The sequence below is a fragment of the Lysinibacillus alkalisoli genome (assembly GCF_014643595.1).
GTDB lineage: Bacteria > Bacillota > Bacilli > Bacillales_A > Planococcaceae > Metalysinibacillus > Metalysinibacillus alkalisoli.
Map to the genome: position 1 here is coordinate 110,540 of NZ_BMJT01000007.1, position 24,732 is coordinate 135,271.

Sequence of the window (24,732 nt, forward strand, 5' to 3'; positions counted from 1 at the left end):
GCATAGGCCCACCGTTAAATTCTTACATATTTTTCAATTCTGCTAAACGTTTTTCTACTAAAGCATACTTCTCTTGATAGTCTGCTAATTTAGCACGTTCTTCTGCTACTAATTTTTCAGGCGCTTTTTGAACAAAGCGTTCATTTGAAAGCTTACCTGTAACTAGTTTAACCTCTTTCGTCCATTTTTCAAGTTCTTTTTCAAGGCGGACAATTTCCTCTTCTAAATTAATTAACCCCACTAAAGGTAAATATAGCTCTGCTCCTGTTACAACAGCTGTCATTGATTGACTTGGCGCTTCTAATTGTTCGCCAATTGTCAAAGTTTCAGGGTTACAGAATTTTTCAATGTACGCACGATTTGCTTCTAATACAGCTTGTGTAGAGGCTGATTTCACAGAAATTAATAATGGTACTTTTTTACTCATTGGCGTGTTTACTTCCGCACGTATATTACGCACCGCACGTATAATTTCCATCAGTAACTTCATATTTTCAGCTTCTTTTTCAAAGTGAAGTGTATCATTTACTGTTGGCCATGCTGCTGTTACTATAGTCTCGCCTTCATGTGGCAAGTGTTGCCAAATTTCTTCTGTAATAAATGGCATAAATGGATGTAGTAAACGCATTGTTTGGTCTAATACATAAGCTAATACTGAACGTGTTGTCTTTTTAGCTGCTTCATCCTCACCGTATAATGGCAGCTTAGCCATTTCGATATACCATGAACAGAAATCATCCCAGATAAAGTTATATAACTCACGCCCTACTTCACCAAATTCGTAACGCTCTGCTAAATCCGTTACACGTGCAATCGTCTCGTTAAGGCGTGTTAAAATCCATTTATCTGCTACAGATTTATCACCAGATAAATCAATTTCTTCAAATGTCATGCCGTCCATATTCATTAATGCAAAACGGGAAGCATTCCAAATCTTATTCGCAAAATTCCATGTAGCTTCTACTTTTTCAGGTGCATAGCGTAAATCTTGCCCTGGTGAAGAACCTGTTGCTAAAAAGTAACGTAGTGAATCCGCTCCGTATTGTTCAATAACATCCATAGGGTCTACACCATTACCAAGTGATTTACTCATTTTTCTACCATCTGCTGCACGCACTAAGCCATGAATTAAAGTATCCTTAAATGGACGTTTACCTGTAAACTCTAATGATTGGAAGATCATACGTGATACCCAGAAGAAAATAATATCATAACCTGTTACTAATACATCATTTGGGAAGTAACGCTTGAAGTCTTCATTATTCTCATCTGGCCATCCTAGCGTAGAAAACGGCCATAATGCTGATGAGAACCACGTATCTAATACATCTTCATCTTGCTCCCAATTATCCATATCTTTTGGCGCTTCTGTGCTCACATATACCTCGCCTGTTTCTTTATGGTACCATGCTGGTATGCGGTGTCCCCACCACAACTGTCTAGAGATACACCAGTCATGTACATTTTCCATCCAACGTGTGAATGTATTCTCAAAGCGATTTGGTACAAACTCTACTTTATTCTTTGGATTGTTTTGATTAGCTAAAGAAACATCTGCTAAAGGTTGCATTTTTACAAACCACTGCTTGGACAAATAAGGCTCTACTACAGCCCCTGAACGTTCAGAATGGCCAACTTGATGAGTGTGTGGCTCAATTTTAATTAACACACCTTGTTCTTGCAAGTCTTTAACTAATTGTTTGCGACACTCAAATCGGTCTAACCCTGCATAAGGGCCTGCTAGTTCATTCATTGTACCATCTTCATTCATCACAATAATACGCTCTAAATTATGACGGTTGCCTACTTCATAATCATTAGGGTCATGCGCAGGTGTCATTTTTACAACACCTGTACCAAATGTCATCTCAACATAATCATCCCCTACAATTGGTAACTCACGACCAATGATGGGTAAAATAGCTGTTTTACCAATGAGATGCTGGTAACGCTCATCTTCAGGATGCACAGCGATTCCTGAGTCCCCTAGCATGGTTTCTGGACGCGTAGTAGCTATCTCTAAATGTCCTGAACCATCTGCTAACGGATAAAGCATATGATAAAATGCACCTTCTACTTCCTCATGGATTACTTCAATATCTGATAAAGCCGTTTTTGCTGCAGGGTCCCAGTTAATAATACGCTCGCCTTGATAAATTAATCCTTTATTATAAAGATCAACAAACACTTTATTAACCGCATCACTCAAACCCTTATCTAAAGTGAAGCGCTCACGTGAGTAATCTAAGCCTAAACCTAATTTACCCCATTGTTCACGAATATGTCCTGCATATTCTTCTTTCCATTCCCATGTTTTCTCTAAGAACTTTTCTCTACCTAGATCATAACGTGATACATTGTCCTCGCGTAGTTTTGCTTCTACTTTTGCTTGTGTTGCAATCCCTGCATGGTCCATACCTGGCAACCATAATGCATCGTAACCTTGCATACGCTTCATACGAATTAAAATATCTTGTAATGTAGTATCCCACGCATGACCTAAATGCAACTTACCTGTTACATTTGGAGGTGGGATTACAATCGAATATGGTGTTTTATTGCTATCTGGTTGTGCATTAAAATAACCACCTTTAACCCACCATTCGTAGCGACCTTCTTCAGTTTTCTTTGGCTCATACTTTGTTGGCATATTAATCTCTGTCATACTAATTCCTCCCTCGTTCAACATAAAAAAACTCCTATCGCCTAAAAAAGGACGAAGGAGTTGGATTCGCGGTACCACCTTTATTCCAAACTATGCTATAGTTTGGCACTCATTACATAACGGCTTAGTTGCCGGCAACTTGCTACTCACATATGGTTCGCAAGTGCTGCTCAGAGGCTACCTTCAAAAATGCTATAGTAGGGATTTTTCAGCTACCATCCCCTCTCTAACCTATGCTACTTTTTTTACTCTTCCTCTTCAAAGCATCTTTATTTAACTTTTACATATTGTAACGTTAAGTCTTTATTTTTTCAAGTGAGATTACGCGTTAATTGTTTTAATAGCATTTGCTACACGTTCTGTTAACATTTTTGTCGCTTTAGGTACTACAGGTTTTAAAATAGGATTTAATACAGCTGAAGCAATCCCACCTGCTTTAACATCTAAAAAACCTGTCATGCGTGTTGTATTAGCATCTATTACTTCTGCTTCAAAGTAACCATTGCCAGCAAAATTATCCGTTAAACCTTTTAATTCGAACGTCACTTTTGTAGGTGCTTGCCATTCTAAAATATCAATTTGAATTTCAGCTGTTTTTTTAACAGGGCCAACGCTACCTTCAAAATTCCACTTAGACTGCTTATCATTAATCATAGTATGCGCGCGATAACCTGGCGCCAACTTTGCCCATTTTTCCATATCGCTTACGTAATCCCATACTTTTTCAATTGATACGGGCACTTCCACTGAATGTGTTCCTGTTGCCATCTTAACCACTACTTTCTCTTTTTATTCATACTTATTATATCAACAAACGTATGTTTCTACTATCATAATTTAACGTTAACCATAACAATTAAGTTGCAATATTGACTAAAATTTTTCGTAAAAAAACTGTTAAGAAATCAATTTCTTAACAGTTTAATTCATAAATTATCGTGCTAGTTTAGCAAATACCTTGTGGAAAGCTTCTACTGTCTTTGCAATATGTTCTTCTGTATGTGCTGTTGATAAGAATAAACCTTCAAATTGAGATGGTGGTAAGAAAATGCCTTCTTCTGCCATCAATTTAAAGTACTCTGCGAACAATTGTAAGTCAGATGTTTTAGCTGTGTCAAAGTTAACTACTGCTTCATTTGTAAAGAAGAAACCAATCATCGAACCTGCACGATTTACGGTATGTGGAATATTATATTTGGTAGCTGCTGCGCGGAAACCTTCTTCTAATTGGTCACCTAGACGCTGGAAATATACATAACTGTCTTGATTTAAGCGTGATAGTGTTTCATAGCCACCTGTCATTGCTAATGGATTACCTGATAATGTACCCGCTTGATAAATCGGACCAACTGGTGCTACTTGCTGCATAATTTCTTTTGTACCTGCAAATGCACCCACTGGTAAGCCCCCACCAATTACTTTACCTAAACATGTCATATCTGGTGCTACACCAAAGTACTCCTGTGCACAGCTATAGTCAACACGGAAACCTGTCATTACCTCATCAAAAATTAAGAGTGCACCGTGCTCTTTTGTCACTTCACGTAAGCCTTCTAAAAAGCCTGGCTGAGGTGGTACAACACCCATATTGCCTGCTACTGGTTCTACAATAACAGCTGCAATATCGTTGCCATGCACTTTAAATACTTCTTTCACTGCTGCTAAATCATTATATGCCATCGTCAATGTATTACGTGCGATGTCTTTAGGTACACCAGGGCTATCTGGTAAACCTAATGTTGCTACACCAGAGCCTGCTTTGATTAATAAAGAATCCCCATGTCCATGGTATGAGCCTTCAAATTTAATAATTTTATCACGCTTTGTCACGCCGCGTGCCACACGCAATGCTGACATAGTAGCTTCTGTGCCAGAAGATACGAAACGAATCATATCCATTGCTGGTAGACGTTCTAATACTAATTTAGCGAGACGGTTTTCCGTTACTGTGGGAGCACCAAATGATGAACCTTTTGCTGCTGTTTCACCAAGTGCTTTTACTACAGCTGGGTGCGTATGTCCTAAAATTAACGGGCCCCAAGATAAAACATAATCAATGTATTCATTACCATCTACATCACGAATGATGGCGCCATGCCCACTATCCATAAAGATGGGGTCCATATTAACAGACTTAAAGGCACGAACGGGGCTATTTACGCCACCTGGCATCATTGTTAATGCTTCTTCATATGCTTGTTTTGATAATTCATAAGAATGTGTCATTTATTTCTCCTCCAACCATTTTGCTGCATCTTTTGCATGATACGTAATAATCAAATCTGAGCCTGCTCGTTTAAAGCCGAGTAATGTTTCTAGCACTACTGCTTTTTCATCAATCCATCCATTTAATGCTGCTGCCTTTACCATCGCGTATTCACCTGAAACATTATAAGCTACCACAGGTAAGTTTGTAGTATTTTTCACATCACGTACAATATCTAAATAAGCGAGTCCAGGTTTAACAATTAAAAAGTCAGCACCCTCGTCTATATCTGAAGCTGCCTCGCGAAAAGCTTCTAAGCGATTCGCTGGGTCCATTTGATAAGTCTTGCGGTCTCCAAATTGCGGCGCACCGTCTGCTGCATCACGAAACGGGCCGTAATAAGCAGATGCATATTTTACAGCGTAAGACATAATAGGAATATGAGCAAAACCTGCTGCATCTAACCCTTGACGAATTGCCACAACAAAACCATCCATCATATTAGACGGGGCAATAATATCTGCTCCTGCTTGCGCTTGTGACACGGCTGTTTTAACAAGTAAATCAAGCGATGCATCATTCACAATTTCTTCACCTTCTACAACACCACAATGTCCATGGTCTGTATATTCGCATAAGCACGTATCTGCAACGACTAATAGTTCTGGGTAACGCTGTTTAGCGAATCGTGTTGCTTCTTGAATAATACCATGGTCACAAAATGCGCCTGTGCCTTCCGCATCTTTTTCATGTGGCAAGCCAAATAAAATAATAGCCTTAATGCCAAGTGCTACGACTTCATCTAATTCTTGACCAAAATTATCTAAAGAAAGCTGATATACTCCTGGCATAGAAGGTACTTCATTTTTAACATGCTCCCCCTCTGCCACAAAAATAGGATAAATAAAATCATTTACTGATAATGTTGTCTCTCTCACTAATGCACGCATTGCTGCGTTTTGACGTAGGCGTCTATGTCTTTGAAATGTCATCGTTGTCCCTCCGATAAAATAATGGCTTGCAACACTGCTTCCATCGTATAGACAGCAGGTTGTATCGCGACTTCTACTTGTAAATCTTGTAATGCTTTTGCTGTAATATGCCCAATAGCAGCTACTCTTATTTGTTGCCAACCAATAAGAGGCGCAACATGTTCATGAAATACTTGAACAGCAGATGGGCTAGCAAAAATCACCGTTACATTTTCATGCTGCACGCAGTCGATTAAGGCAGGTATTTGCGTTATATTAGCTATTGTTTCATATACTGTCCACTCATCTACACAAAATGGTAATCCTTCTTTAATTGTAGATTTTGCTTGATCACCACGTATAAATAAGCATTTGGGTTGACCACTTACTATTGTTGGAAACTCTCGAACAAAATAATCTGCACTATAAATCGTAGGTGAAAATGCAACACTTAACCCTACATCTGCTAAAGCTTTAGTCGTTTTCTCACCAACAGAAGCAATTTTCGCTTCTACTCGCATACTTCCAATCTTTTTTATAAAATAATCAACAGCATTTTGGCTGGTAAAAATTAACCAATCATAATTATGTAACTGTTGCTTATTAATCTCATCTTGTGATGAATGGAATTGCCTTGTTGTAATAAGAGGAAAAACAGCTGCTCTTCCTCCATGATTTTCAATAGCATCCATAATTGACTGTGTCTTTTTCGTACCTGTTAACACAATTGTTTGTCCAGCCAATACTTTAGTTGGCATCGCTCTCAGCCTTTACTTTTTGAATTAAATCGTAGGCTCCTTGTGCTGTTAATAATTTTGCTACTTCTTCACCTACTGTGACAGCATCTTTACCCGATACAGTCTCTTTATAAATAATAGATGCATCAGGTGCTGCTACCATACCTGTAAACGTGATCCCCTCTGCTGTTGCTTGTGCAAATCCTGCAATTGGCACTTGGCAACCGCCATCCATAGCTGCTAAAAATGCACGCTCTGTATGAGCCTCTTGCCATGTTTTATCATCTGTAATTTTTTTGAATACAGCTAGCAACTCAGCGTCATCCGCTCGACATTCAATACCTAAAGAACCTTGTGCTACCGCAGGTAAATAATCTTCTACAGGCAAAAACTCTGTAACTACATCATCAGACCAACCTAAGCGCTTTAAACCCGCTGCCGCCAAAATAATAGCATCGTAGTTTTCTGTTTTCAGTTTATTTAATCGGGTATCAACATTACCTCTAATCCATTTAATCTCAAGGTCTGGACGTAATGTTAAGAGCTGTGCACTACGACGCAATGAACTCGTACCAATAATAGCGCCTTTTGGTAAGTCCGCTAACTTCACATGATTATTTGAAATGAATGCATCGCGTGGGTCTTCTCTTGGTGGCACGCAACCTAATACTAAACCTTCAGGTAATTCTGAGGGCATATCTTTCATAGAATGCACCGCAAAGTCAATTTCCTTATCAAATAGCGCCTGTTCAATTTCTTTAACAAAGAGACCTTTACCGCCAACTTTAGATAATTGTACATCTAAAATCTGGTCTCCTTTTGTAACGATTTCTTTAATTTCAAACTCAAACGGTGCACCTGCTAATTTTAATTGCTCAATAAACCACTTTGTTTGTGTTAAAGCTAACTTACTTCTTCTTGAACCGACAATAATTTTTCTCAACAAAATCCAACCTTTCTTAATACCATAAATGGAATGTAGATAAGCTACTTACTAAAAAGAAGTTAATCACAACGATTAAATAAGCATAAATTAATATCCAAGCATAACGTGTATTGGACAATTTACCTTTGCGATTAGCGTACGTAATAGCACTATACATAATAACAATTAAAAATGATGTAATAATTTTGGGATCAAAAACACGCAAACTATCAATTTGCAAAATAGCCCATTCTAACCCTAATAATAAACTAATTAATAATATTGGCACACCAATATATACGGTTACATTCATCCATACCGTCATTTGCTCAAGAGGCGGAAACCTCTGCCAAAACATAGGTGTTGTTTTTTTCTCTTTTAACATCCGATACATGAGTAAGTAAAGCACAGAAAACACAAATGTTAATGTAAAAACAGCATAGGCTACCATTGCTGTAAAAATGTGAATAAACAACATCTCAGAGACCATACTCTCATGCACAGCACCTGATAAGCGCTTGGGCATAAAAGTATGGATCGTAACAAATACAAAGCCTAGTGAATAAATCAATAATACCGGCAAATCTACACGTGCAATACAATGTAAGACAATGGATAGACTCACGAGTAACCACGAATAAAATAAGATACCTTCGTATAATGAAAGTATAGGGAATCTTTGGATCTCCCAAATATATAATAATAAATATAAGGACTGTAATACCCAAACAATCGAAACTAGCCAGAAAGCTATACGTCGCCATTTTGGCCGCTTCATTAAATAATCTACGAAATAAAGAACAAGACTAATTGCATAAATTACAATCATGACTTCATACAATCTCAGTAAAATAAAATCAGTCACATTCCATCCTTCCTCACTGTCTTTTATTTCAAAAGAAAAGCGCTTTCGCATCACGCTACTTAACTAACGCAGATACAAAAACGCCTTACAAATTGTTAAAATGAAAAATTAGGTTGAGCTACTTGTTGTTGTTTTGCGGCAGCTAAACGCTCTTTTTCTAATTGCTGTGCTTCTTCTTTTTCTGCTTCTACAGCTTCTTCAATACCAAATATCGTTTGGAACAGCTGTAGTTGCTCATTTGCTTTACGCGTATTCGCAATTTCCTTAACTTGTAGTATTGGATCTTTTAACAACTGGTTAATAATTGATTTTGTATGTTTATTTAAGATTTTACGCTCACGTTCTGTGAGCTCTGGCATTTTGTTTTCGATACTTGCCATTGTTTGCTCTTGAATTTGATTTGCTTTCTTACGCAGTGCTGTAATTACTGGTACAACACCTAACGTTGCTAACCAATTCTCAAAAGCAACATACTCTTGACCAATCATACGCTCAATCGTCGCAGCTGCCTGTTCACGTTCTGCAAGATTAGCTTCTACAATACCTTGCATATCATCAATATCATATAAAAAGACATTCGGTAAATCACCAACAGCAGGATCAATATCACGAGGTACAGCAATGTCTACAATAAATAGTGGTTTTGCTTTGCGTAAACGTAAAATATCATTCATTAGTGCATGGTCAATTACATAATTAGACGCACCCGTAGAGCTAATTAAAATATCTGCATCTAATAATACACATTGTAATTCTTGCAGCGATTTTGCTTCACCTTCAAATTTACCTGCTAATACTTCTGCTTTTTCAAATGTACGATTGACTACGGTTACTTTTCCAACACCGCTACCATATAAGTTTTGAATAGCTAATTCACCCATCTTACCAGCGCCTAAAATCACCACATGTTTGCGTTTCAGTGAGCCAAAAATACGTTTAGCCAGCTCTACAGCTGCGTATGAAACGGAAACAGCATTTTCGCCGATCGCTGTTTCGGTATGTGAGCGCTTAGCAAACGTAATCGCTTGTTTAAAGACATGGTTAAATACGGTTCCCGTTGTACCATTAGTTTGCGCATTTAAAAAACTAGCACGCACTTGACCTAGGATTTGTGTTTCCCCCAACACCATAGAGTCAATGCCTGCTGTTACTCGGAACAAATGTGTAAATGCCGCGTCATTTTCATAAATGAATAAATAATCCATGAAATCCGCAATGGGTAAGTCAAACCAATCAGCTAAAAATTGTTTAATATAATGTTTGCCTGTGTGCAATTGATCAACTACTGCATAAATTTCTGTACGATTACAAGTTGATACAATTACATTCTCCAGAATACTTTTTTGTTTTTGTAGCGCTTCCATTGCTTCTGGGAGTGTACTTTCGACAAATGAAAGTCGCTCTCTTATTTCAACAGGCGCCGTTCTATAATTCAAGCCTACAACCAAAGTATGCATGAATTTTGCCACCTCACACTTTTTAATTCATGCTGTTTATTATAACATACATTCTCAGTTAATTCTCGGCAGAAATGTGAACAACCTATGCAAATTATTGCACAAAAAAAGGCATTGAGCTTATACTCAATACCTTTTGCTATTTATTGTACTGTGACATTTTTTCTTGATACAACATTACCATCTTTATCATATGCAATAAATTCAACATTTTTATTAAGATTTAAATCTTGGAAAGCAGCTTTGTCTACAGTTGTTGTAAACAAGGTATTACTGCGATTACCCAATTGGAATTGTAAGTCGCCACCTGCTGCACGATAATTAACTACCACTTTATCAACAATCCCACATGTATTGTCTACACGTGTTGACATTGTTACATGATTGCGACGCATCGTTACTTTAGGTTCTTGTAATAACTCGCTGCCAATCGAACAAGCATCTAACGTTTTATTACATAGTACCGCATTGATTAATACTTGCATACTATTATGAAATTGCATGCGATTTGTTACATGGAAGTAGGTACCACCTGTATCACGTGCTAAAGCGACTAACGTCTTATTATTTAACTGTTTCTCATCACCTAAACCAATGGTATACACTTTAACGCCTTGTGCTTTGGCTTTTGTAATAATTTGTTTTTGTAACTTTGTCGATGTTTTACCATCTGAAACGATGACCAAAGCTTTACCTGCTTGTTTATTATCTGTGAAGCGATTTAAAGCAACGTCTGTTGCTTTTAATAAGTCCGTTCCGCCTTTTTCGATCGCATTATCAAATAAACTATGGGTTAAAACATCTTTTGCTTTCCCCTCTTTCAATACAACACCTTGTGTATCTGCACGTACAATAATATTATGTTCTGAATTGAACTGTTTTACCATTTTACGTACATATTTTGCTCGGTCATTATCAGGGTCTGCAATCTTCATTGATTCAGAGTAGTCTACAACTACAGCCAACTCTGTTGCACGTGAGCAACTATTATTCTCAAATTTAGGATCTGTATAAACCGTAAAGGTTTGTGGTTTGCCCATAAGGTCTTTCAGCATCTTATCATACTCTTTATCGCCTACAGATATTTCTACAGTGCCTTCTGACTCACCATAAACAATAGAATCAAAATATGCAACGGCTGTACCTGGCTCACCTGTGCCACTAATGGAACTTGATGTATTTGTAATGAAATGTGCTTTACGCTTTTCACCATTAAATGTAATCTCTACTTCACCTTGGTAATCTGTAATAACGTCGCCACCTGGCATATACAAATTCACCATTACTTTCGTATAACGCTCATATTCTTTAGGTCGATTAGCGCTAATGTCGCTCTCTTTTAATGCATCTACACGTTTTTTATAAGCTTCTAATTGTCCTAACTTCTTACCTTTTTCATAACGTAAAAAGACATCTCGCTCTTTTTGACCTAAATTCTCATAAATTGCCCAAATCGACATAACGCTGTCATAATGCTCTAATGTAATATCTTTTTCATCTGGCAAATAGCTCATTAACTGTACAATAGCCGCCACAGCGTTAATATGCTCTGCCTGAGCAGCAATAACATCATCGATCCCTTGTATCGTATAGGTTGGACGCAATGGGTCTACGCGACTAAATTGGATTTGTGCTGGATAAACAGCGCCTTCATAAACCCGCTCTTGTAACATGCGATCAAATAACCATAGTGCAATATCATAATCCTCAAACTTTAATACTGCATTTCCATAACCTAAGGCATCTTTATTAGCATTATTATCTTTACCATAATGAATATATTCTTTCTTTATTTCACCTAATAAATCTCGGTACTCTGTCAACTGACCAATTTCAAAGGTATACCCTTCAAATATATTATATACATCAATCAATCCCTCTTGGAAAAATTCTGGTGATTGCTCTGTAATAATTGCTGGTGGCTTAATATTGGTATTATCATCTTCTGGTTGGTCTGGGTCCCACACATCATACGTTACACGCATTTCTGCTTTTGGTGCATAACGTAATGGAATTTCAATACGTTTGCCTACAAAACAACTCATGGATGAATCTTTGTTATTTACTAACTCCAAAGAAATCGTATCTCGCACAGATTTTGTGAGTTGAGGCGCTACAATTGTTGCATAAATGGTGTCCCCATCTGTATACACATTTCTTGTTACCTTGCCTTCGTTATCAATCGCATATGCACCATAGTTTGAGCGCACTTGGAATTGGTGCACTACATCATTGGCAATGGGCTGATTGCTACAATTTTGTAATTTCACACGAATAGCTGTTGAATCTACACCATTAGCAATGAGATCTTGTTTCTCGATAACGACTTCTTGCACAACACTCTTACTGCTATCTGATCCTACAATGTCATTGCCTGGTTCTGGCTCTGGTTTTGGTAGCTCTACTTCGCCTTCACCTAAAAAACCTGGTGGTAAATTAAAGTTAGCATCATGTTTTCCTGTTGCAGGTGCTTGTAAACCAATCACACCAAATGTTTCTTTTTGTACACTGCGATATAAAAACACAGCTAAATCACTACCTGATAGATTAACGGTTGGTTTATAACTAGCATATGTTTTATTACCCGTTGCACCTGTTGTAATACCTTCTGTGTACAAATATTGTACAGCGTGTTTTTCCGTTACATCATGCCCTTTAAATGCTGCATAAATACGTGCATAATCGCCTCTTGTTACAGCACTATCACTGCGATTCAAACCTTTTAATGGTATGTGAAATTGATCATAAAATGTATAAACCGTTTCTGGTGCACGATTTGTTAATACATAATGTTCATCTAACTTTGCTAAAATATCAAGTAATGTCTTTTCACGTACAATAGATGAATTAATAGCAGTTTGACTCATGTATTTATTGGCAATCGCCCAGTTAATCGCTTGCTGTTTTTCACTAGCACTCGCTTGAGTTGTAGTTGGTACCATCACTGGTATTACTAACAATAGTGCTATAACTATTGTAAAAAACTTACGCCACATTTGCATATGTCTTCACCCTTTTTTTATTCTGTAAAAATAATATCGTCTAAATATAATTGTTTTAAATCATCTTCTAAATAATTTAATAAATTCTCTAACATACGCATCGCTTGCATACGAGTTAAGTATTGATTTGGTTTGAATGTATTAGAATCTAGAAAACCGTTCATTAAGCCTAATTCACGTGCCAAATAAATATTATTCGCATGCGAGCTTGTGTCTGGCACGTCATGATAAGCGCGCGTTACATTCATATTTGCCTCTTTATTTTGCATACCAACTGCTCGCACCAAAAAGGTTGCGGCTTGTGCTCTTGTTAAAGAAGCATCTGGTGAGAATGCACAAGGATTTATGGTACCCCCTGGATTATTTTTAGAAGGCTTTTGAGGTATGATTGGCGGTTGATTAAAATTACATCTTCCATTACCTGTAGTCAATCCCTTTTTAGCAGCTAAAAGTAATTTATCATATTTTGGATGTGATGCAGGGATATCATTGAAATAACTACCTGAACCTTTATTTTTGTTTTTATTTTTATTTCTTTCATCCGGCATATTGACACGTAAATCAACTAATTCAGCTAAACCAACTGTAAAGTCTAAACGTGAAATAGGCTTACCAGGTCTAAACTCCATTTGATGTGTTGTATTATTCGGATAACCATTAATAACTTGTAAGCCAAACATCTTACTTACTGTTTCACGATCATGCTCTGCTATTGACTTCATGTCGCTAAATTTTGCTACAGGCAATGAAACATTATTGGGTGTGTAGCTTAAATTTAATTCAATCTCACCTGTTTCACCATCTGCTAATTCGTATTCATAAATGGATCCCATCTCACGATAACTCTCTACTACATAAAAACTCTCATAGCTCACATTAGGTGATAAATTTTCTTGTTTTTCTAACACACGTGATTTAGATACACTATGTTTATTTGCCACAATCCATTGGTCTGTGATATCGCCACCAACTTCAAGTTCATAAGTTGTATCTGTTAGCAATGCCTCCGTAGCACCCCAAAAGTTCTCGTAACCCGCTCGTCTTGTTTCCACGTTAACAATTACACGCTCTGGTGGTTGATTACGTTTAACGCTTTTATTATAAATCTTACGAGTAATACCGCGTCCTGAATAATAATCCGAAGCGGGTCGCACATCAACAAACTTAGCATCTGAATGCTCAAAACCATTCGTTACTAAATCGTACTTCACACCAGCAATCGTTGCTGTTTCTTTAAACTTTGTAATCTTTTCATTGGCAGTCTGTTGCCCAATCTCGTCGTATGTAATAATTTCTGACTCATACGTTATGTCTCGTGTTAGTTTATCTTTATCATTGTCAATATTGACTAAAGATAATTTAATTTGACGCACTAATTTATTGCCTTTAATAGACTCTGTAATTTTTACAGGTGTTTTTTGTGGTGCTACAAATAACACTGGTTCTCCAGAAATAAATACAACTTCTTGGTAGTCAGTATGATTTTTTACACCGCCACCCATATCTAATGTTTCGGCTTTAACCGTTGGCGCTAGTATCATCATAAACAATAAAGTCATCATAACGTACCATTTTTTTCTCTGCATACTGCCCTTCCTTTCCTTACAAATAAAGACGTGTCTTTCAACACGTCTTTACTTTTAATCAACTAATAAAACAGATACTTCTAATTCACTGTCTGACAAAATTACAATGCGGTCGTTTTTGCGTAGATCTTGTGGTGAGATAATTTTCCCAGCGCGAATAATTAACGCCTGATCAATAGATAAGTCAACATTTTGACCTGTCATATGCCATCCACCTGCTTGCCACTTTGCTGTGGATTTCGTTTGAAGCGTTGCAGGATATTTCGCTTGAATTTTATCAATTTGACCTACCATTGTAATAGTCTTCATACTTTGCATAGCATCATCAAAGTGCATAGCTTGTACATGTCCATCTTTAACATAAAAATAACCATACTCGCCTTCATGTAAAAATAATTCCATTTCTGGTTTAATATCAACTACACGAGTACCGTCATTATAACGAGCTACAGTGGAATTACTGAAAGATAATGTGAATGGATTATCTTTTGTATATGTCCAACGATTATTTTCAAATTTTACAGCATCATTTACCTCTAGCAAATAATTGTTATCAACATAGTTGAGTTGACCATAGTATAAATCATGTTTTGCTAAGTTTGCTGATGTAAAACTATCACTTGTTACTTGCACAATTTGTGCAAAGTTATTGCGACGTTCGCCATCTGTAACAACATAAGCTTGTCCATGCATCGTGAGAGCAGTTGGTGTCACAAGTCGTCCATTACGCACAAGAATAGAACCATCATGGAAATACAATCTCCCCACATTGTTTAATGTCATGAATTTATTGCGTGTATCTACAGATTGCATATCCTCATAATATGTACGTTCATTATCTTTTAAGATAACAATTTTTTGAATGACTTCTTGTCCAAACTGTTTCACTGTAGCATAATATACATCGCTGTTTTTATATTTCTTTAATTGCGCTTTTGAGATTTTTTTATTGCCATAAAAAACAGTAGCTCGGTTATCAAATTTTGTTGTTACTTGTTTATTTGATACATCAAAACCAAACTCCCAGTTCTCAAGTGGCTGTTGATTACGCACAGTTAAACGATTAGAGCCTGTATTAACCGTTGTCATTGTGCCCCTGTAAACATTTTCCACTACTGTACCTGTAGCATTAATCTTGACTTCTTGTACAGTAGAGGAGGATGGCGCTAATTTTAGTGATACCACGTCACCAACATACATCGCACTAATATCAACCACACTATTATTTTTGCGATACATTGTATTGCGGTTAATATAAAATGTTTTTTCAGTTGTACGATTCAATTGTACTGTAATAAACATACCATTCGGGTCGATACTTGATAATGTACCTGTTACTTCATTTTCTGCAGCTAATGTTGTGTGATTAGGAACTGCTATAATCAAACCAATGACTACCATTATAGCTGCGATAATTTTCTTCATAATTTATTGCCTCCTTGCTATTATTATCTTCTATACTTGAACATCAAAATTGTGACCGGCTGTTGGGTGTGGTGCATCTAGCATTTCAATTAACTGTGTAGTTTGCGTCTCCTGCATATCCATCGCTTGCTTTGTAACAGCTAAAGAAACATCTTGCATTAACTTAGTTTGACTCATATTCATAGCTAAAGCTGCAATATCCATATTTAACACCTCCTGTACAATTATATCGACAAAACAGTATGTTTTTGAAGCCATTTTTATAAAAAAAACCACTTGAGCTATAAGTTATAGCTCAAATGGCTGTTACATTCTTTTTTCAATTTCTTGCCATGCTTGTTCCACACCTAAGCTTTTTTCAGATGAAAATACAATAATAGGGTCTCCTTTGACCATATCTAATTGTTTTTTTACATTGCTTTTATGACGCTCCCATTTCCCTTTAGCAATTTTATCAGCTTTTGTAGCAATGACTACACATGGAATATTATAATGTTTTAAGAAATCATACATCATTTTATCATCTGCGGTGGGGTCATGACGCAAATCAATAATTAATAATACAGCTCGTAATGTTTCACGACCTGTAATATATTGCTCAATCATACGTCCCCATGCTGCTCGCTCTGATTTTGAGACCTTTGCATAACCATAACCTGGCACATCCACAAAAAATAATTGGTCTTCTATTTTATAAAAATTTAACGTTTGTGTCTTACCCGGTTTAGAAGAAGTTCTTGCCAAACTTTTACGATTAATCATACGATTAATGAAAGAAGATTTCCCTACATTTGAACGACCTGCAAGTGCAAATTCAGGATAGCCGTCTTCTGGATATTGCTCTGGTTTTACAGCACTTATTACGATTTCTGCATGATGGACTTTCATGATGAGAACCCTCCGTCTAAAGCTAGATTTAACACTTCATCTGCGGTTGAAACAAATTTAAATGTCAGTGCTTTGCGCACACTTTCTGGGATATCATCTACATCACGTTCATTGTCTTTAGGACAGATAATCGTTGTTAAACCTGCTCTATGCGCACTTAAAGACTTTTCTTTTAAGCCACCAATTGGCAACACCCTACCTCTTAAAGTGATTTCACCTGTCATACCAATCTCGCGTTTGATTGCTTTATTTGTAATAGCAGAGGTAATAGCTGTTGCCATGGTAATCCCTGCAGAAGGACCATCTTTTGGCACAGCACCTTCTGGCACGTGAATATGAATATCGTGTTCGTCAAAAAAATTTTTATCAACTTGTAGTTGGTCAGTGCGAGAACGAACAAAAGATAATGCTGCTTGGGCAGACTCTTTCATGACATCACCAAGTTTACCCGTTAATTGCATTTTGCCTTTGCCTGGTGTGATATTGACTTCAATTTGCAGTGTATCGCCTCCAACAGTAGTGTAAGCTAAACCTGTTGCGACACCTACTTCATTTTCATCGCTCGCCATACCATGACGGAATTTATGTTTGCCTAGTAACTCTACTACCATTTTTGAATTAATTGTCACTCGCTTCCGTTCACCTGTAACAATCAGCTTTGTGACTTTACGACATACCGTAGCGATTTGGCGCTCTAAACTTCGTACACCTGCTTCACGTGTATAATAGCGAATGATATCCATCAAGGCTTCTTCTTTCATAATTAACTGCGACTTTGTTAAACCATGTTCTTTTAATTGTTTTGGTAACAGATGATTTGTCGCAATGGCTAACTTCTCTTGCTCTGTATAACCTGATATTGTAATAATCTCCATTCGATCTAAGAGAGGCCCAGGTATTGTACTTAAATCATTAGCTGTTGCAATGAATAATACTTTTGATAGATCATAAGGTTCTTCCAAATAGTGGTCACTAAAAGTGTTGTTTTGCTCTGGATCTAACACTTCAAGCATAGCTGCTGAAGGGTCTCCTCGGAAATCATTTGACATTTTATCAATCTCGTCTAGTAAAAATACAGGGTTGATTGTACCTGCCTTTTTCATTCCTTGAATAATACGACCTGGCATAGCTCCTACATACGTACGGCGATGCCCTCTAATTTCCGATTCATCACGCACGCCACCTAATGACGCTCGTACAAACTCACGGTCTAAACTCTCAGCAACTGAGCGAGCTAATGATGTCTTACCTACACCTGGAGGGCCTGCTAAACATAAAATTGGGCCACGTAAACTTTTTGTCATTTGACGAACGGATAAATACTCTACAATGCGCTCTTTAACTTTCTCTAATCCATCGTGGTCACGGTTTAAAATTTCTTCAGCATGATCAATTTCTAAACGATCCTTTGTTTCTTTTGACCATGGTACAGATACTAACCATTCAATGTAATTACGGATTACGCCGCTCTCTGCGCTTGCGCTTGGTAATTTTTCATAGCGGTCTAATTCCTTAATAGCTACTTTATGCGTACCTTCTGGCATACCAGCTTCTTCGATACGCTTTCTTAACTCCGCAATTTCACCTGTCTTACCTTCACTACTGCCTAACTCTTGTTGAATGGCTTTCATTTGTTCACGCAAGTAAAATTCTTTTTGCGTACGTTCTACAGCCTCTTTAACACGTGCATTAATTTTCTTTTCAATCTCTAGTAATTCAAGTTCATCATGCATGCGAATAATCAAATGGTCTAAACGCTTCTTTACATTGATAATCGTGAGCACTTCTTGTTTTTCAGCTACTTTAAAAGGTAAATGTGTAATCAACATATCTGCTAGTTTACTAGGATTTTCTTCTTCTTTTACAATAGCCAACGTTTCAGCTGTAATTTTACTTGAAGACTTGGCATATTTAGCGAAATAATCATTAGCTATGCTCATTAACGCTTCTGTTTCTACATCCCACTCAATCTCAGATATTAAAGGCTTTACTAGTGCTTCTGTATATTTGCGGTTTTCTGTATAGTTAGACCACTCTGCTCGGGAAAGCCCTTCTACTAAAATACGTAATGTACCATTTGGCAGTTTCATTAATTGTTTAATATAAGCAACTGTCCCTATTGAATATAGATCTTGTTCTGTTGGTTCATCTACTTGTACATCTTTTTGCGTAATTAATAATATTTCTTTATCATTATCCATCGCTTCCTCTAATGCAGCAACTGAGCGGTCACGACCAACATCAATATGTAGACGCATTTCAGGGAATACGAGTAAGCCTCGCAAAGGCAAAATCGGCATAATTTTTGTCATGCGGGGAGCCACCTCCATTAACTATCCACTTTGCATTTCCCGCTTGCAAAGTATAAATTCTTCTCATATCATACCATTTCATTACAAAAAGAAAAGCTGACTTACGAAAATGTGCCAAGCACAAAATCGAAGTCAGCTTACCTTATCAAAAACAACTTAAGCCGAAGTTTTTGTATGGTCCTCAGTATATTCTGTACCGTCAGCCATCAAAAGAGTTGGCTTCACATTATCCGTGATTGTTTCCTTAGTAACGACACATTTAGCAATGTCGTCACGCGAAGGCAACTCAAACATGACATCTAGCATTGTTGACTCAATAATAGATCGTAAACCACGTGCACCTGTCTTACGTTCAATCGCTTCTTTGGCAATTTCAATTAATGCCTCATCTGTAAACTCTAACTCTACTTGGTCAAGTTCTAGCATTTTTTGATATTGTTTAACAAGCGCATTTTTTGGTGCAGTTAAAATTTGTACTAAAGCTTGTTCATCTAATTGCTCTAAACTTGCTAATACAGGCAAGCGACCAATAAATTCTGGAATCAACCCAAACTTTAGTAAATCTTCTGGAATGAGTTTTGCCATAAATGATTCGCCATCTACGGTTGCTTTTGCTGATTTAGCACCGAATCCGATAATCTTTTCGCCTTGACGACGTTTAATAATATCTTCGATGCCATCAAAAGCACCACCTACGATAAATAAAATGTTCGTCGTATCAATTTGCAAGAAATCTTGATGTGGATGTTTACGTCCACCTTGAGGAGGTACACTTGCTGTAGTACCTTCTAAGATTTTTAATAGAGCTTGTTGCACACCTTCGCCTGAAACATCACGTGTAATAGATGGATTCTCAGACTTTCGTGCTACTTTATCAATTTCATCAATATAAATGATTCCTTTTTCTGCACGTTCGATATCATAGTCAGCAGCTTGGATTAATTTCAGTAAAATATTTTCAACGTCTTCACCTACATAACCTGCTTCTGTTAATGAAGTAGCATCAGCAATAGCGAAAGGTACGTTTAAAATTCGTGCTAATGTTTGTGCTAGTAATGTTTTACCACTACCTGTAGGTCCAATTAATACAATGTTCGATTTAGACAGTTCAACATCATCAATCTTACTATTTGAGTTAATACGTTTATAGTGATTATAAACTGCTACAGCTAGGGCCTTTTTCGCACGGTCTTGTCCAATCACGTACTCATCTAAAATCGCTTGAATTTCTTTTGGGCGAGGCACATCTTTGAAATCGATTTCTTCCTCTACACCTAGTTCTTCAACAACGATTTCCGAACAAAGTTCGATACATTCATCACAAATGTAGACACCTGGTCCCGCAACTAATTTGCGTACTTGTTCTTGTGGTTTACCACAGAATGAGCAGTGTAAATTGTTATTTTCATCATTAAATTTGAACAATTTGTTTCACCCCTATTCAAGCAACAATCTTACAAGATTCTCACTCTTTTATCAAATAAATTGTCTACTTAATATTTTTTGACAATCTAAATATTGATAAAACAAGGCACGGGCATGCTGTCCGTACCTTGTTTTGGTTTTATTTTTTTAGCGTATAAAATTACTCTGTAATTTTAGCGTTTTCTACTAATAATTCTACTGTTTTCTTCATGCGGATATCTTGTTTAAGAATATCTGTGCTACCACCTAAAGCAGTAGTAATTTGTTCAGCAGACATATTGAATTGTTTACCCATTTCTTCTAACTCTTTTGCAATATCTTCTTCTGAAGCTTCTACTTTTTCTGCCTCAGCAATTGCTTCTAATGTTAGGGAAACATGCACGCGGTTTTCTGCTTCTTCTTTCATTTGACCACGTAAATCTTCTTCTGTTTGACCAGAGAATTGGAAGTATAATTCAAGATTCATACCTTGTGATTGTAGACGTTGACCAAACTCTTGTAACATGCGGTCTGTTTCTGTACGAACCATACCTTCTGGAATATCAAACTCAGCGTTTTCTGCTGCTTTTTCAACTAATTCGTCACGTAAAGTTGCTTCTGCATCCGCTTTTTTAGTTGCTAATTTTTCTTCTTTCATTTTTGCACGTAATGCTTCTACTGTTTCTACAGTTTCGTCAATTTCTTTCGCAAATTCATCGTCTAATTCTGGAAGCACTTTAACTTTTACTTCTTTAACTGTCACTTTGAATGTTGCTTCTTTACCAGCTAACTCTTCAGCATGGTATTCTTCTGGGAATGTTACAACAACATCTTTGTTATCACCCATTTTTAAACCTACTAATTGCTCTTCAAAACCAGGGATAAATGTACCTGAACCGATTTCTAAAGCGTAATCCTCGCCTTTTCCACCTTCAAATGCTTCATCAGCAACAAAACCTTCAAAGTCGATTACAGCTGTATCGCCTTCAACGATCGCTTCATCTTCTTTTACTTCTAATTCTGCATGACGAGCTAATTGTGCTTCAATGTCTGCTTCAATTTCTTCGTCCGTTACTTCAGCTGATTGTTTTGTTACTTCTAAACCTTTATATTCGCCTAGTTTTGGTTCTGGTTTAACAGTTACTTTAGCTGTGAAAGTAAATTCTTTACCTTTTTCAAAGCCTTCTGTACCATCAATTTCTGGGTAGTCTACAGGTTCAATACCAGCCTCATCTAATGCTTTTGGATAAGCTTCACCCACAACGATTTCAAGTGCATCTTGATAAAGTGCTTCTACACCAAAGCGTTTTTCGAACATCGCACGTGGCATTTTACCTTTACGGAAACCTGGTACGTTAATTTCTTTAACTACTTTTTTAAATGCTTTATCTAAAGCGCTAGTTACTTCCTCAACTGGTACAGTAATTGTTAACGTACCGATGTTACCTTCTTGTTTTTCCCATTTAGTTGACATATATGTTACCTCCAAAATAAGTTTCACTGTTAGACAGTCTACATGTCTTGCCGTTCTTTGACAACCATTTTAGTATATCACAGTTCATTAGACTTTCAACTTTTTCATGCATCATAGATGGCTGTTAACAGCTCTAGTTCTTGTAAAAAAGCTTGCACTTCCACATCTGTTTCTTGAATTTTACCAAACATTGCCTGTACAAACTGCATATAGCCTATCGCAATATCATCTTCTTCAAAAGGTTGCCATTCGTATGGGTATACAGCAATCGCATGCTTTGCCAACAAATACGTAGCCATTTCTAATGCTGTTGGGTCTTGCATTAAATGTTCTTCTAAAAAATTTTCGATATATTGATATTGTGGCATTTGTGTAGGTAATAATAGTTCAGTTGTAATAAAAGAACGGTCATGATTAAACTTTTTCACCTGTACTCTAACATTGATTTCTTGTTCTTTCAATATCAAAAGCGCTAAACTTTGTACAAAAGGATGCGTTGACTCATGCTCAACAATACCTTGTAGAAGCGTTAGCTGTTTGCGCATATTTATTTCTGTCCATTCATTTAACTGTTTGATTTGCTCTGGCACTGGTAGTTCTACAAACTTTATAAGTTCCTCATTTTTCATTTGAGGCTCTTCATATGCTGGCACTGTTTGGTTGTTTGCCAAACGTTGATTGAGTGATTGTAAACGTTCAAATTGTTCTTTTTTATGAACGGGTATGGCTTGCTCTTCAAATAGCGAATGAATGAGTGTCTCTACTTGCTTGAAGTTCTTCAACTCTACGCTCGTTGCAATATAAAGTTCCACGACATCCCAGTAATGATTTGTACCCATTTTCATTAACTCTTCACAAATTTGCTTTGTTTTTTCATATTGTTTAAGTTCGTGCAAAGCACAAGCATAAACAAACATTACGCGTTCATCCTCAATATCGGCTACTGTTAGTGCTTGTTCAAAGCAAGTAACTGCCTCAGTAAACCGGTAGTGTTCGGCGTGTTCTTTCCCTTGTTCAATTAATTTTTCAATCATTCCTGGGAATACAATAACTTTCTTAGACTTCAAGCAAATCCCCTCCTCGCTACACTTACACCTCATAACAAAAAATTAACATTTTTAGTATAACCCACATGACTCGTCAGCCTCGTATGTACCTTACCCTTTTGTTGTTGATTTTTTCATGGCATAATAAGAACATTATAGCATGACAAATCGACAAGGAGGTTGACAAAATTGCAACAAGAATTACAAAAAATAACGCAATTAACGCACACTGAATTCCAGCATTATTTACAACACGACAAACCACAATTACTACTTGATTTAATACAATCTTTGCAAAATACGGACCCTATGATTAGAGACGATTTTAGTTATCAGACACTCTTCCATTGTTTGCGTCAACAACTACTTACATCAGAACAACTTACATTTTTAACCCATCAATTACGCGATTTGTTAACACTACATGATACAGAAGATGCTGTTTTTGCACGCTCATACGCTGCTCTTTTATTAGCAGATGTTATTGCATTAGATACTGAACAACAACAGATTGAACCTACTTGTATGCAACAAACACTCGTACACATCAGCTCTTTCCTAATGTATGAAAACGATACACGTAATTTTGTGGAAGGTAAGGGATGGGCTAATGCAATTCCTTTTGGGGCTGATGCTACTATCGCTGCTATTAAGCATCCCCTTTTCGACGATAAAACTGTCCCTAAAATTTTGCATGGTGTTAAACATATTTTACAATTACATACGGTGTACACACATGATGAAGATGAACGTGCTGCTATTATTCTTGAAACCCTAGCCCATCAACAAATACCTGAACCTTTACTTATCGAATGGGTGACACAAGTATTTGAACAGTTAAACTACACATTATTTGAATCAGGTTATACCGATCATTTCTTTAAGCAACGCACTAACACATTACATGTGTTGAAAACTTTATATTTTTATTTAAAAGTAAAGCGTTGCATGCCACTTTTACAAGAAACACTTTATGCCTACATTACACAATGGCACCGTTTGAATGCATAAAATATAAAAAGTGAGACGCAGCTGCAGCTCGTCTCACTTTTTATATTTCATCTATTCCAATCAAACATAATCCTTATTTTTATTCACTATTAATAATATACGTAGTAAAAATAGTAGATTCACTTATAGCTGAGGTGTTGTCACTACAGCACCTTGTGAAACAAGTTTCACACCATTAGCTAACGTATCACCTACTGGACAATGGCTTTCTACAAAAGCTAAAAAAGCATCAATTTTATCTTGTGGTGCTTGTGATGTTAAATGAACTTTATAACGAATTTCTGAAAAACCTGGACGCACATCCGCCTTGTCTAAAAAGCCATCAATATCTAAATCTCCCTCTACTTCTACATAAAGTTCCTCATAACTTACATCAAACTTCTTAGCAAATGTTTGAGCAGCAATGGTTTGACATGCTCCTAATGCTGCTAATAGCAACTCTACTGGATTCATCCCTGTATCTGTACCGCCAAGTTGTTTAGGTTCGTCTATTGTAATTGCATGTTGACGAGCCGTTGATTCTACTAACACATTCTCTTTTAATGTTGATGTTGATTGAAAAACAGTTACTGCCATGATACATCTCTCCTAATTCTTATAGATTTACTTAGTTTTTAATAGTATAACAACTTTCAAAAAGATTACTAGTGCTTTACTAAATAATTTATGAATTGTTGCGAAATATAAGAATATTCTTTCTTCAATTCATTAAAAAATGTCATGAGATTACTCATGACATCCTACTCTTATAACACTCA

At 36.8% G+C, this 24,732-nt stretch carries 19 protein-coding genes and 1 other annotated feature; of the genes, 1 reads left to right on the forward strand and 18 read right to left on the reverse strand.

The window, feature by feature from the left end; translation table 11 throughout:
- Nucleotides 1–22 precede the first annotated feature (22 nt).
- The 17 genes from IEW44_RS11390 to IEW44_RS11470 all read right to left on the reverse strand — a co-directional run bounded on the left by IEW44_RS11390 (nt 23) and on the right by IEW44_RS11470 (nt 22,984).
- On the reverse strand, nt 23–2,665 hold the full coding sequence (locus IEW44_RS11390) for a valine--tRNA ligase (RefSeq protein WP_308421647.1): 2,643 nt from the start codon (nt 2,663–2,665) through the stop codon (nt 23–25).
- 44 nt (nt 2,666–2,709) lie between these two features.
- Nucleotides 2,710–2,936, reverse strand: a binding site (T-box leader).
- Nucleotides 2,937–2,986: 50 nt separating this feature from the next.
- Nucleotides 2,987–3,433, reverse strand: a complete 447-nt coding sequence (locus IEW44_RS11395) for an SRPBCC family protein (RefSeq protein WP_188615173.1) — start codon at nt 3,431–3,433, stop codon at nt 2,987–2,989.
- A gap of 165 nt (nt 3,434–3,598) precedes the next feature.
- Nucleotides 3,599–4,891, reverse strand: a complete 1,293-nt coding sequence (gene hemL / locus IEW44_RS11400) for a glutamate-1-semialdehyde 2,1-aminomutase (RefSeq protein ID WP_188615174.1) — start codon at nt 4,889–4,891, stop codon at nt 3,599–3,601.
- On the reverse strand, nt 4,892–5,863 hold the full coding sequence (gene hemB / locus IEW44_RS11405) for a porphobilinogen synthase (protein WP_188615175.1): 972 nt from the start codon (nt 5,861–5,863) through the stop codon (nt 4,892–4,894). It abuts the gene before it with no gap.
- The gene (locus IEW44_RS11410) at nt 5,860–6,600 is read right to left on the reverse strand and encodes a uroporphyrinogen-III synthase (protein ID WP_188615176.1); all 741 of its coding nucleotides are present in this window, start codon (nt 6,598–6,600) and stop codon (nt 5,860–5,862) included. Before IEW44_RS11410 ends, hemB begins: the two co-directional genes overlap by 4 nt.
- Nucleotides 6,590–7,522, reverse strand: coding sequence for a hydroxymethylbilane synthase (gene hemC / locus IEW44_RS11415; protein ID WP_188615177.1), 933 nt, complete (start codon nt 7,520–7,522; stop codon nt 6,590–6,592). Before hemC ends, IEW44_RS11410 begins: the two co-directional genes overlap by 11 nt.
- Before the next feature lie 16 nt (nt 7,523–7,538).
- Nucleotides 7,539–8,369: a cytochrome c biogenesis protein CcsA gene (gene ccsA, locus IEW44_RS11420; RefSeq protein WP_188615178.1), complete on the reverse strand. Its 831-nt coding sequence runs from the start codon at nt 8,367–8,369 to the stop codon at nt 7,539–7,541.
- Nucleotides 8,370–8,464: 95 nt separating this feature from the next.
- Nucleotides 8,465–9,826, reverse strand: a complete 1,362-nt coding sequence (gene hemA / locus IEW44_RS11425; RefSeq protein ID WP_188615179.1) for a glutamyl-tRNA reductase — start codon at nt 9,824–9,826, stop codon at nt 8,465–8,467.
- A 143-nt stretch (nt 9,827–9,969) separates the two neighbouring features.
- Nucleotides 9,970–12,828 (reverse strand): vWA domain-containing protein, encoded by a 2,859-nt coding sequence (locus IEW44_RS11430; RefSeq protein WP_188615180.1) that lies wholly within the window; start codon nt 12,826–12,828, stop codon nt 9,970–9,972.
- Nucleotides 12,829–12,845: 17 nt separating this feature from the next.
- Entirely contained in the window at nt 12,846–14,414 is a 1,569-nt protein-coding gene (locus tag IEW44_RS11435; RefSeq protein WP_188615181.1) for an S-layer homology domain-containing protein, read from the reverse strand.
- Nucleotides 14,415–14,468: 54 nt separating this feature from the next.
- Entirely contained in the window at nt 14,469–15,839 is a 1,371-nt protein-coding gene (locus IEW44_RS11440; protein WP_188615182.1) for a hypothetical protein, read from the reverse strand.
- Nucleotides 15,840–15,869: 30 nt separating this feature from the next.
- Nucleotides 15,870–16,043, reverse strand: coding sequence for a YjfB family protein (locus tag IEW44_RS11445; protein ID WP_188615183.1), 174 nt, complete (start codon nt 16,041–16,043; stop codon nt 15,870–15,872).
- 102 nt (nt 16,044–16,145) lie between these two features.
- Entirely contained in the window at nt 16,146–16,727 is a 582-nt protein-coding gene (yihA, locus tag IEW44_RS11450; RefSeq protein ID WP_188615184.1) for a ribosome biogenesis GTP-binding protein YihA/YsxC, read from the reverse strand.
- Nucleotides 16,724–19,039: an endopeptidase La gene (gene lon, locus IEW44_RS11455; protein ID WP_188615185.1), complete on the reverse strand. Its 2,316-nt coding sequence runs from the start codon at nt 19,037–19,039 to the stop codon at nt 16,724–16,726. Before lon ends, yihA begins: the two co-directional genes overlap by 4 nt.
- Before the next feature lie 156 nt (nt 19,040–19,195).
- Entirely contained in the window at nt 19,196–20,464 is a 1,269-nt protein-coding gene (gene clpX / locus IEW44_RS11460; protein WP_188615186.1) for an ATP-dependent protease ATP-binding subunit ClpX, read from the reverse strand.
- 160 nt (nt 20,465–20,624) lie between these two features.
- Nucleotides 20,625–21,917, reverse strand: coding sequence for a trigger factor (gene tig / locus IEW44_RS11465; RefSeq protein WP_188615187.1), 1,293 nt, complete (start codon nt 21,915–21,917; stop codon nt 20,625–20,627).
- Between the two features lie 104 nt (nt 21,918–22,021).
- Nucleotides 22,022–22,984, reverse strand: a complete 963-nt coding sequence (locus IEW44_RS11470) for a hypothetical protein (RefSeq protein WP_188615188.1) — start codon at nt 22,982–22,984, stop codon at nt 22,022–22,024.
- A gap of 168 nt (nt 22,985–23,152) precedes the next feature.
- Between IEW44_RS11470 and IEW44_RS11475 the strand changes: the two genes are divergently transcribed.
- Complete coding sequence (locus IEW44_RS11475; RefSeq protein ID WP_188615189.1) at nt 23,153–23,974, forward strand: DUF2785 domain-containing protein; 822 nt, start codon at nt 23,153–23,155, stop codon at nt 23,972–23,974.
- 123 nt (nt 23,975–24,097) lie between these two features.
- Here the strand turns inward: IEW44_RS11475 and IEW44_RS11480 are convergent, their stop codons facing one another.
- Nucleotides 24,098–24,550 carry an OsmC family protein gene (locus IEW44_RS11480; RefSeq protein ID WP_188615190.1) on the reverse strand — a complete coding sequence of 151 codons (453 nt, stop codon included), beginning with the start codon at nt 24,548–24,550 and terminating at the stop codon, nt 24,098–24,100.
- Nucleotides 24,551–24,732: the final 182 nt, after the last annotated feature.

Excerpts from the sequence above, each read along its gene's own strand:
- IEW44_RS11390 (WP_308421647.1), bottom strand. The coding sequence starts at position 2,665 with ATGACAGAGATTAATATGCCAACAAAGTATGAGCCAAAGAAAACTGAA.
- IEW44_RS11395 (WP_188615173.1), bottom strand. The coding sequence starts at position 3,433 with ATGGCAACAGGAACACATTCAGTGGAAGTGCCCGTATCAATTGAAAAA.
- hemL (WP_188615174.1), bottom strand. The coding sequence starts at position 4,891 with ATGACACATTCTTATGAATTATCAAAACAAGCATATGAAGAAGCATTA.
- hemB (WP_188615175.1), bottom strand. The coding sequence starts at position 5,863 with ATGACATTTCAAAGACATAGACGCCTACGTCAAAACGCAGCAATGCGT.
- IEW44_RS11410 (WP_188615176.1), bottom strand. The coding sequence starts at position 6,600 with ATGCCAACTAAAGTATTGGCTGGACAAACAATTGTGTTAACAGGTACG.
- hemA (WP_188615179.1), bottom strand. The coding sequence starts at position 9,826 with ATGCATACTTTGGTTGTAGGCTTGAATTATAGAACGGCGCCTGTTGAA.
- IEW44_RS11430 (WP_188615180.1), bottom strand. The coding sequence starts at position 12,828 with ATGCAAATGTGGCGTAAGTTTTTTACAATAGTTATAGCACTATTGTTA.
- IEW44_RS11435 (WP_188615181.1), bottom strand. The coding sequence starts at position 14,414 with ATGCAGAGAAAAAAATGGTACGTTATGATGACTTTATTGTTTATGATG.
- IEW44_RS11440 (WP_188615182.1), bottom strand. The coding sequence starts at position 15,839 with ATGAAGAAAATTATCGCAGCTATAATGGTAGTCATTGGTTTGATTATA.
- IEW44_RS11445 (WP_188615183.1), bottom strand. The coding sequence starts at position 16,043 with ATGGATATTGCAGCTTTAGCTATGAATATGAGTCAAACTAAGTTAATG.
- yihA (WP_188615184.1), bottom strand. The coding sequence starts at position 16,727 with ATGAAAGTCCATCATGCAGAAATCGTAATAAGTGCTGTAAAACCAGAG.
- lon (WP_188615185.1), bottom strand. The coding sequence starts at position 19,039 with ATGACAAAAATTATGCCGATTTTGCCTTTGCGAGGCTTACTCGTATTC.
- tig (WP_188615187.1), bottom strand. The coding sequence starts at position 21,917 with ATGTCAACTAAATGGGAAAAACAAGAAGGTAACATCGGTACGTTAACA.
- IEW44_RS11480 (WP_188615190.1), bottom strand. The coding sequence starts at position 24,550 with ATGGCAGTAACTGTTTTTCAATCAACATCAACATTAAAAGAGAATGTG.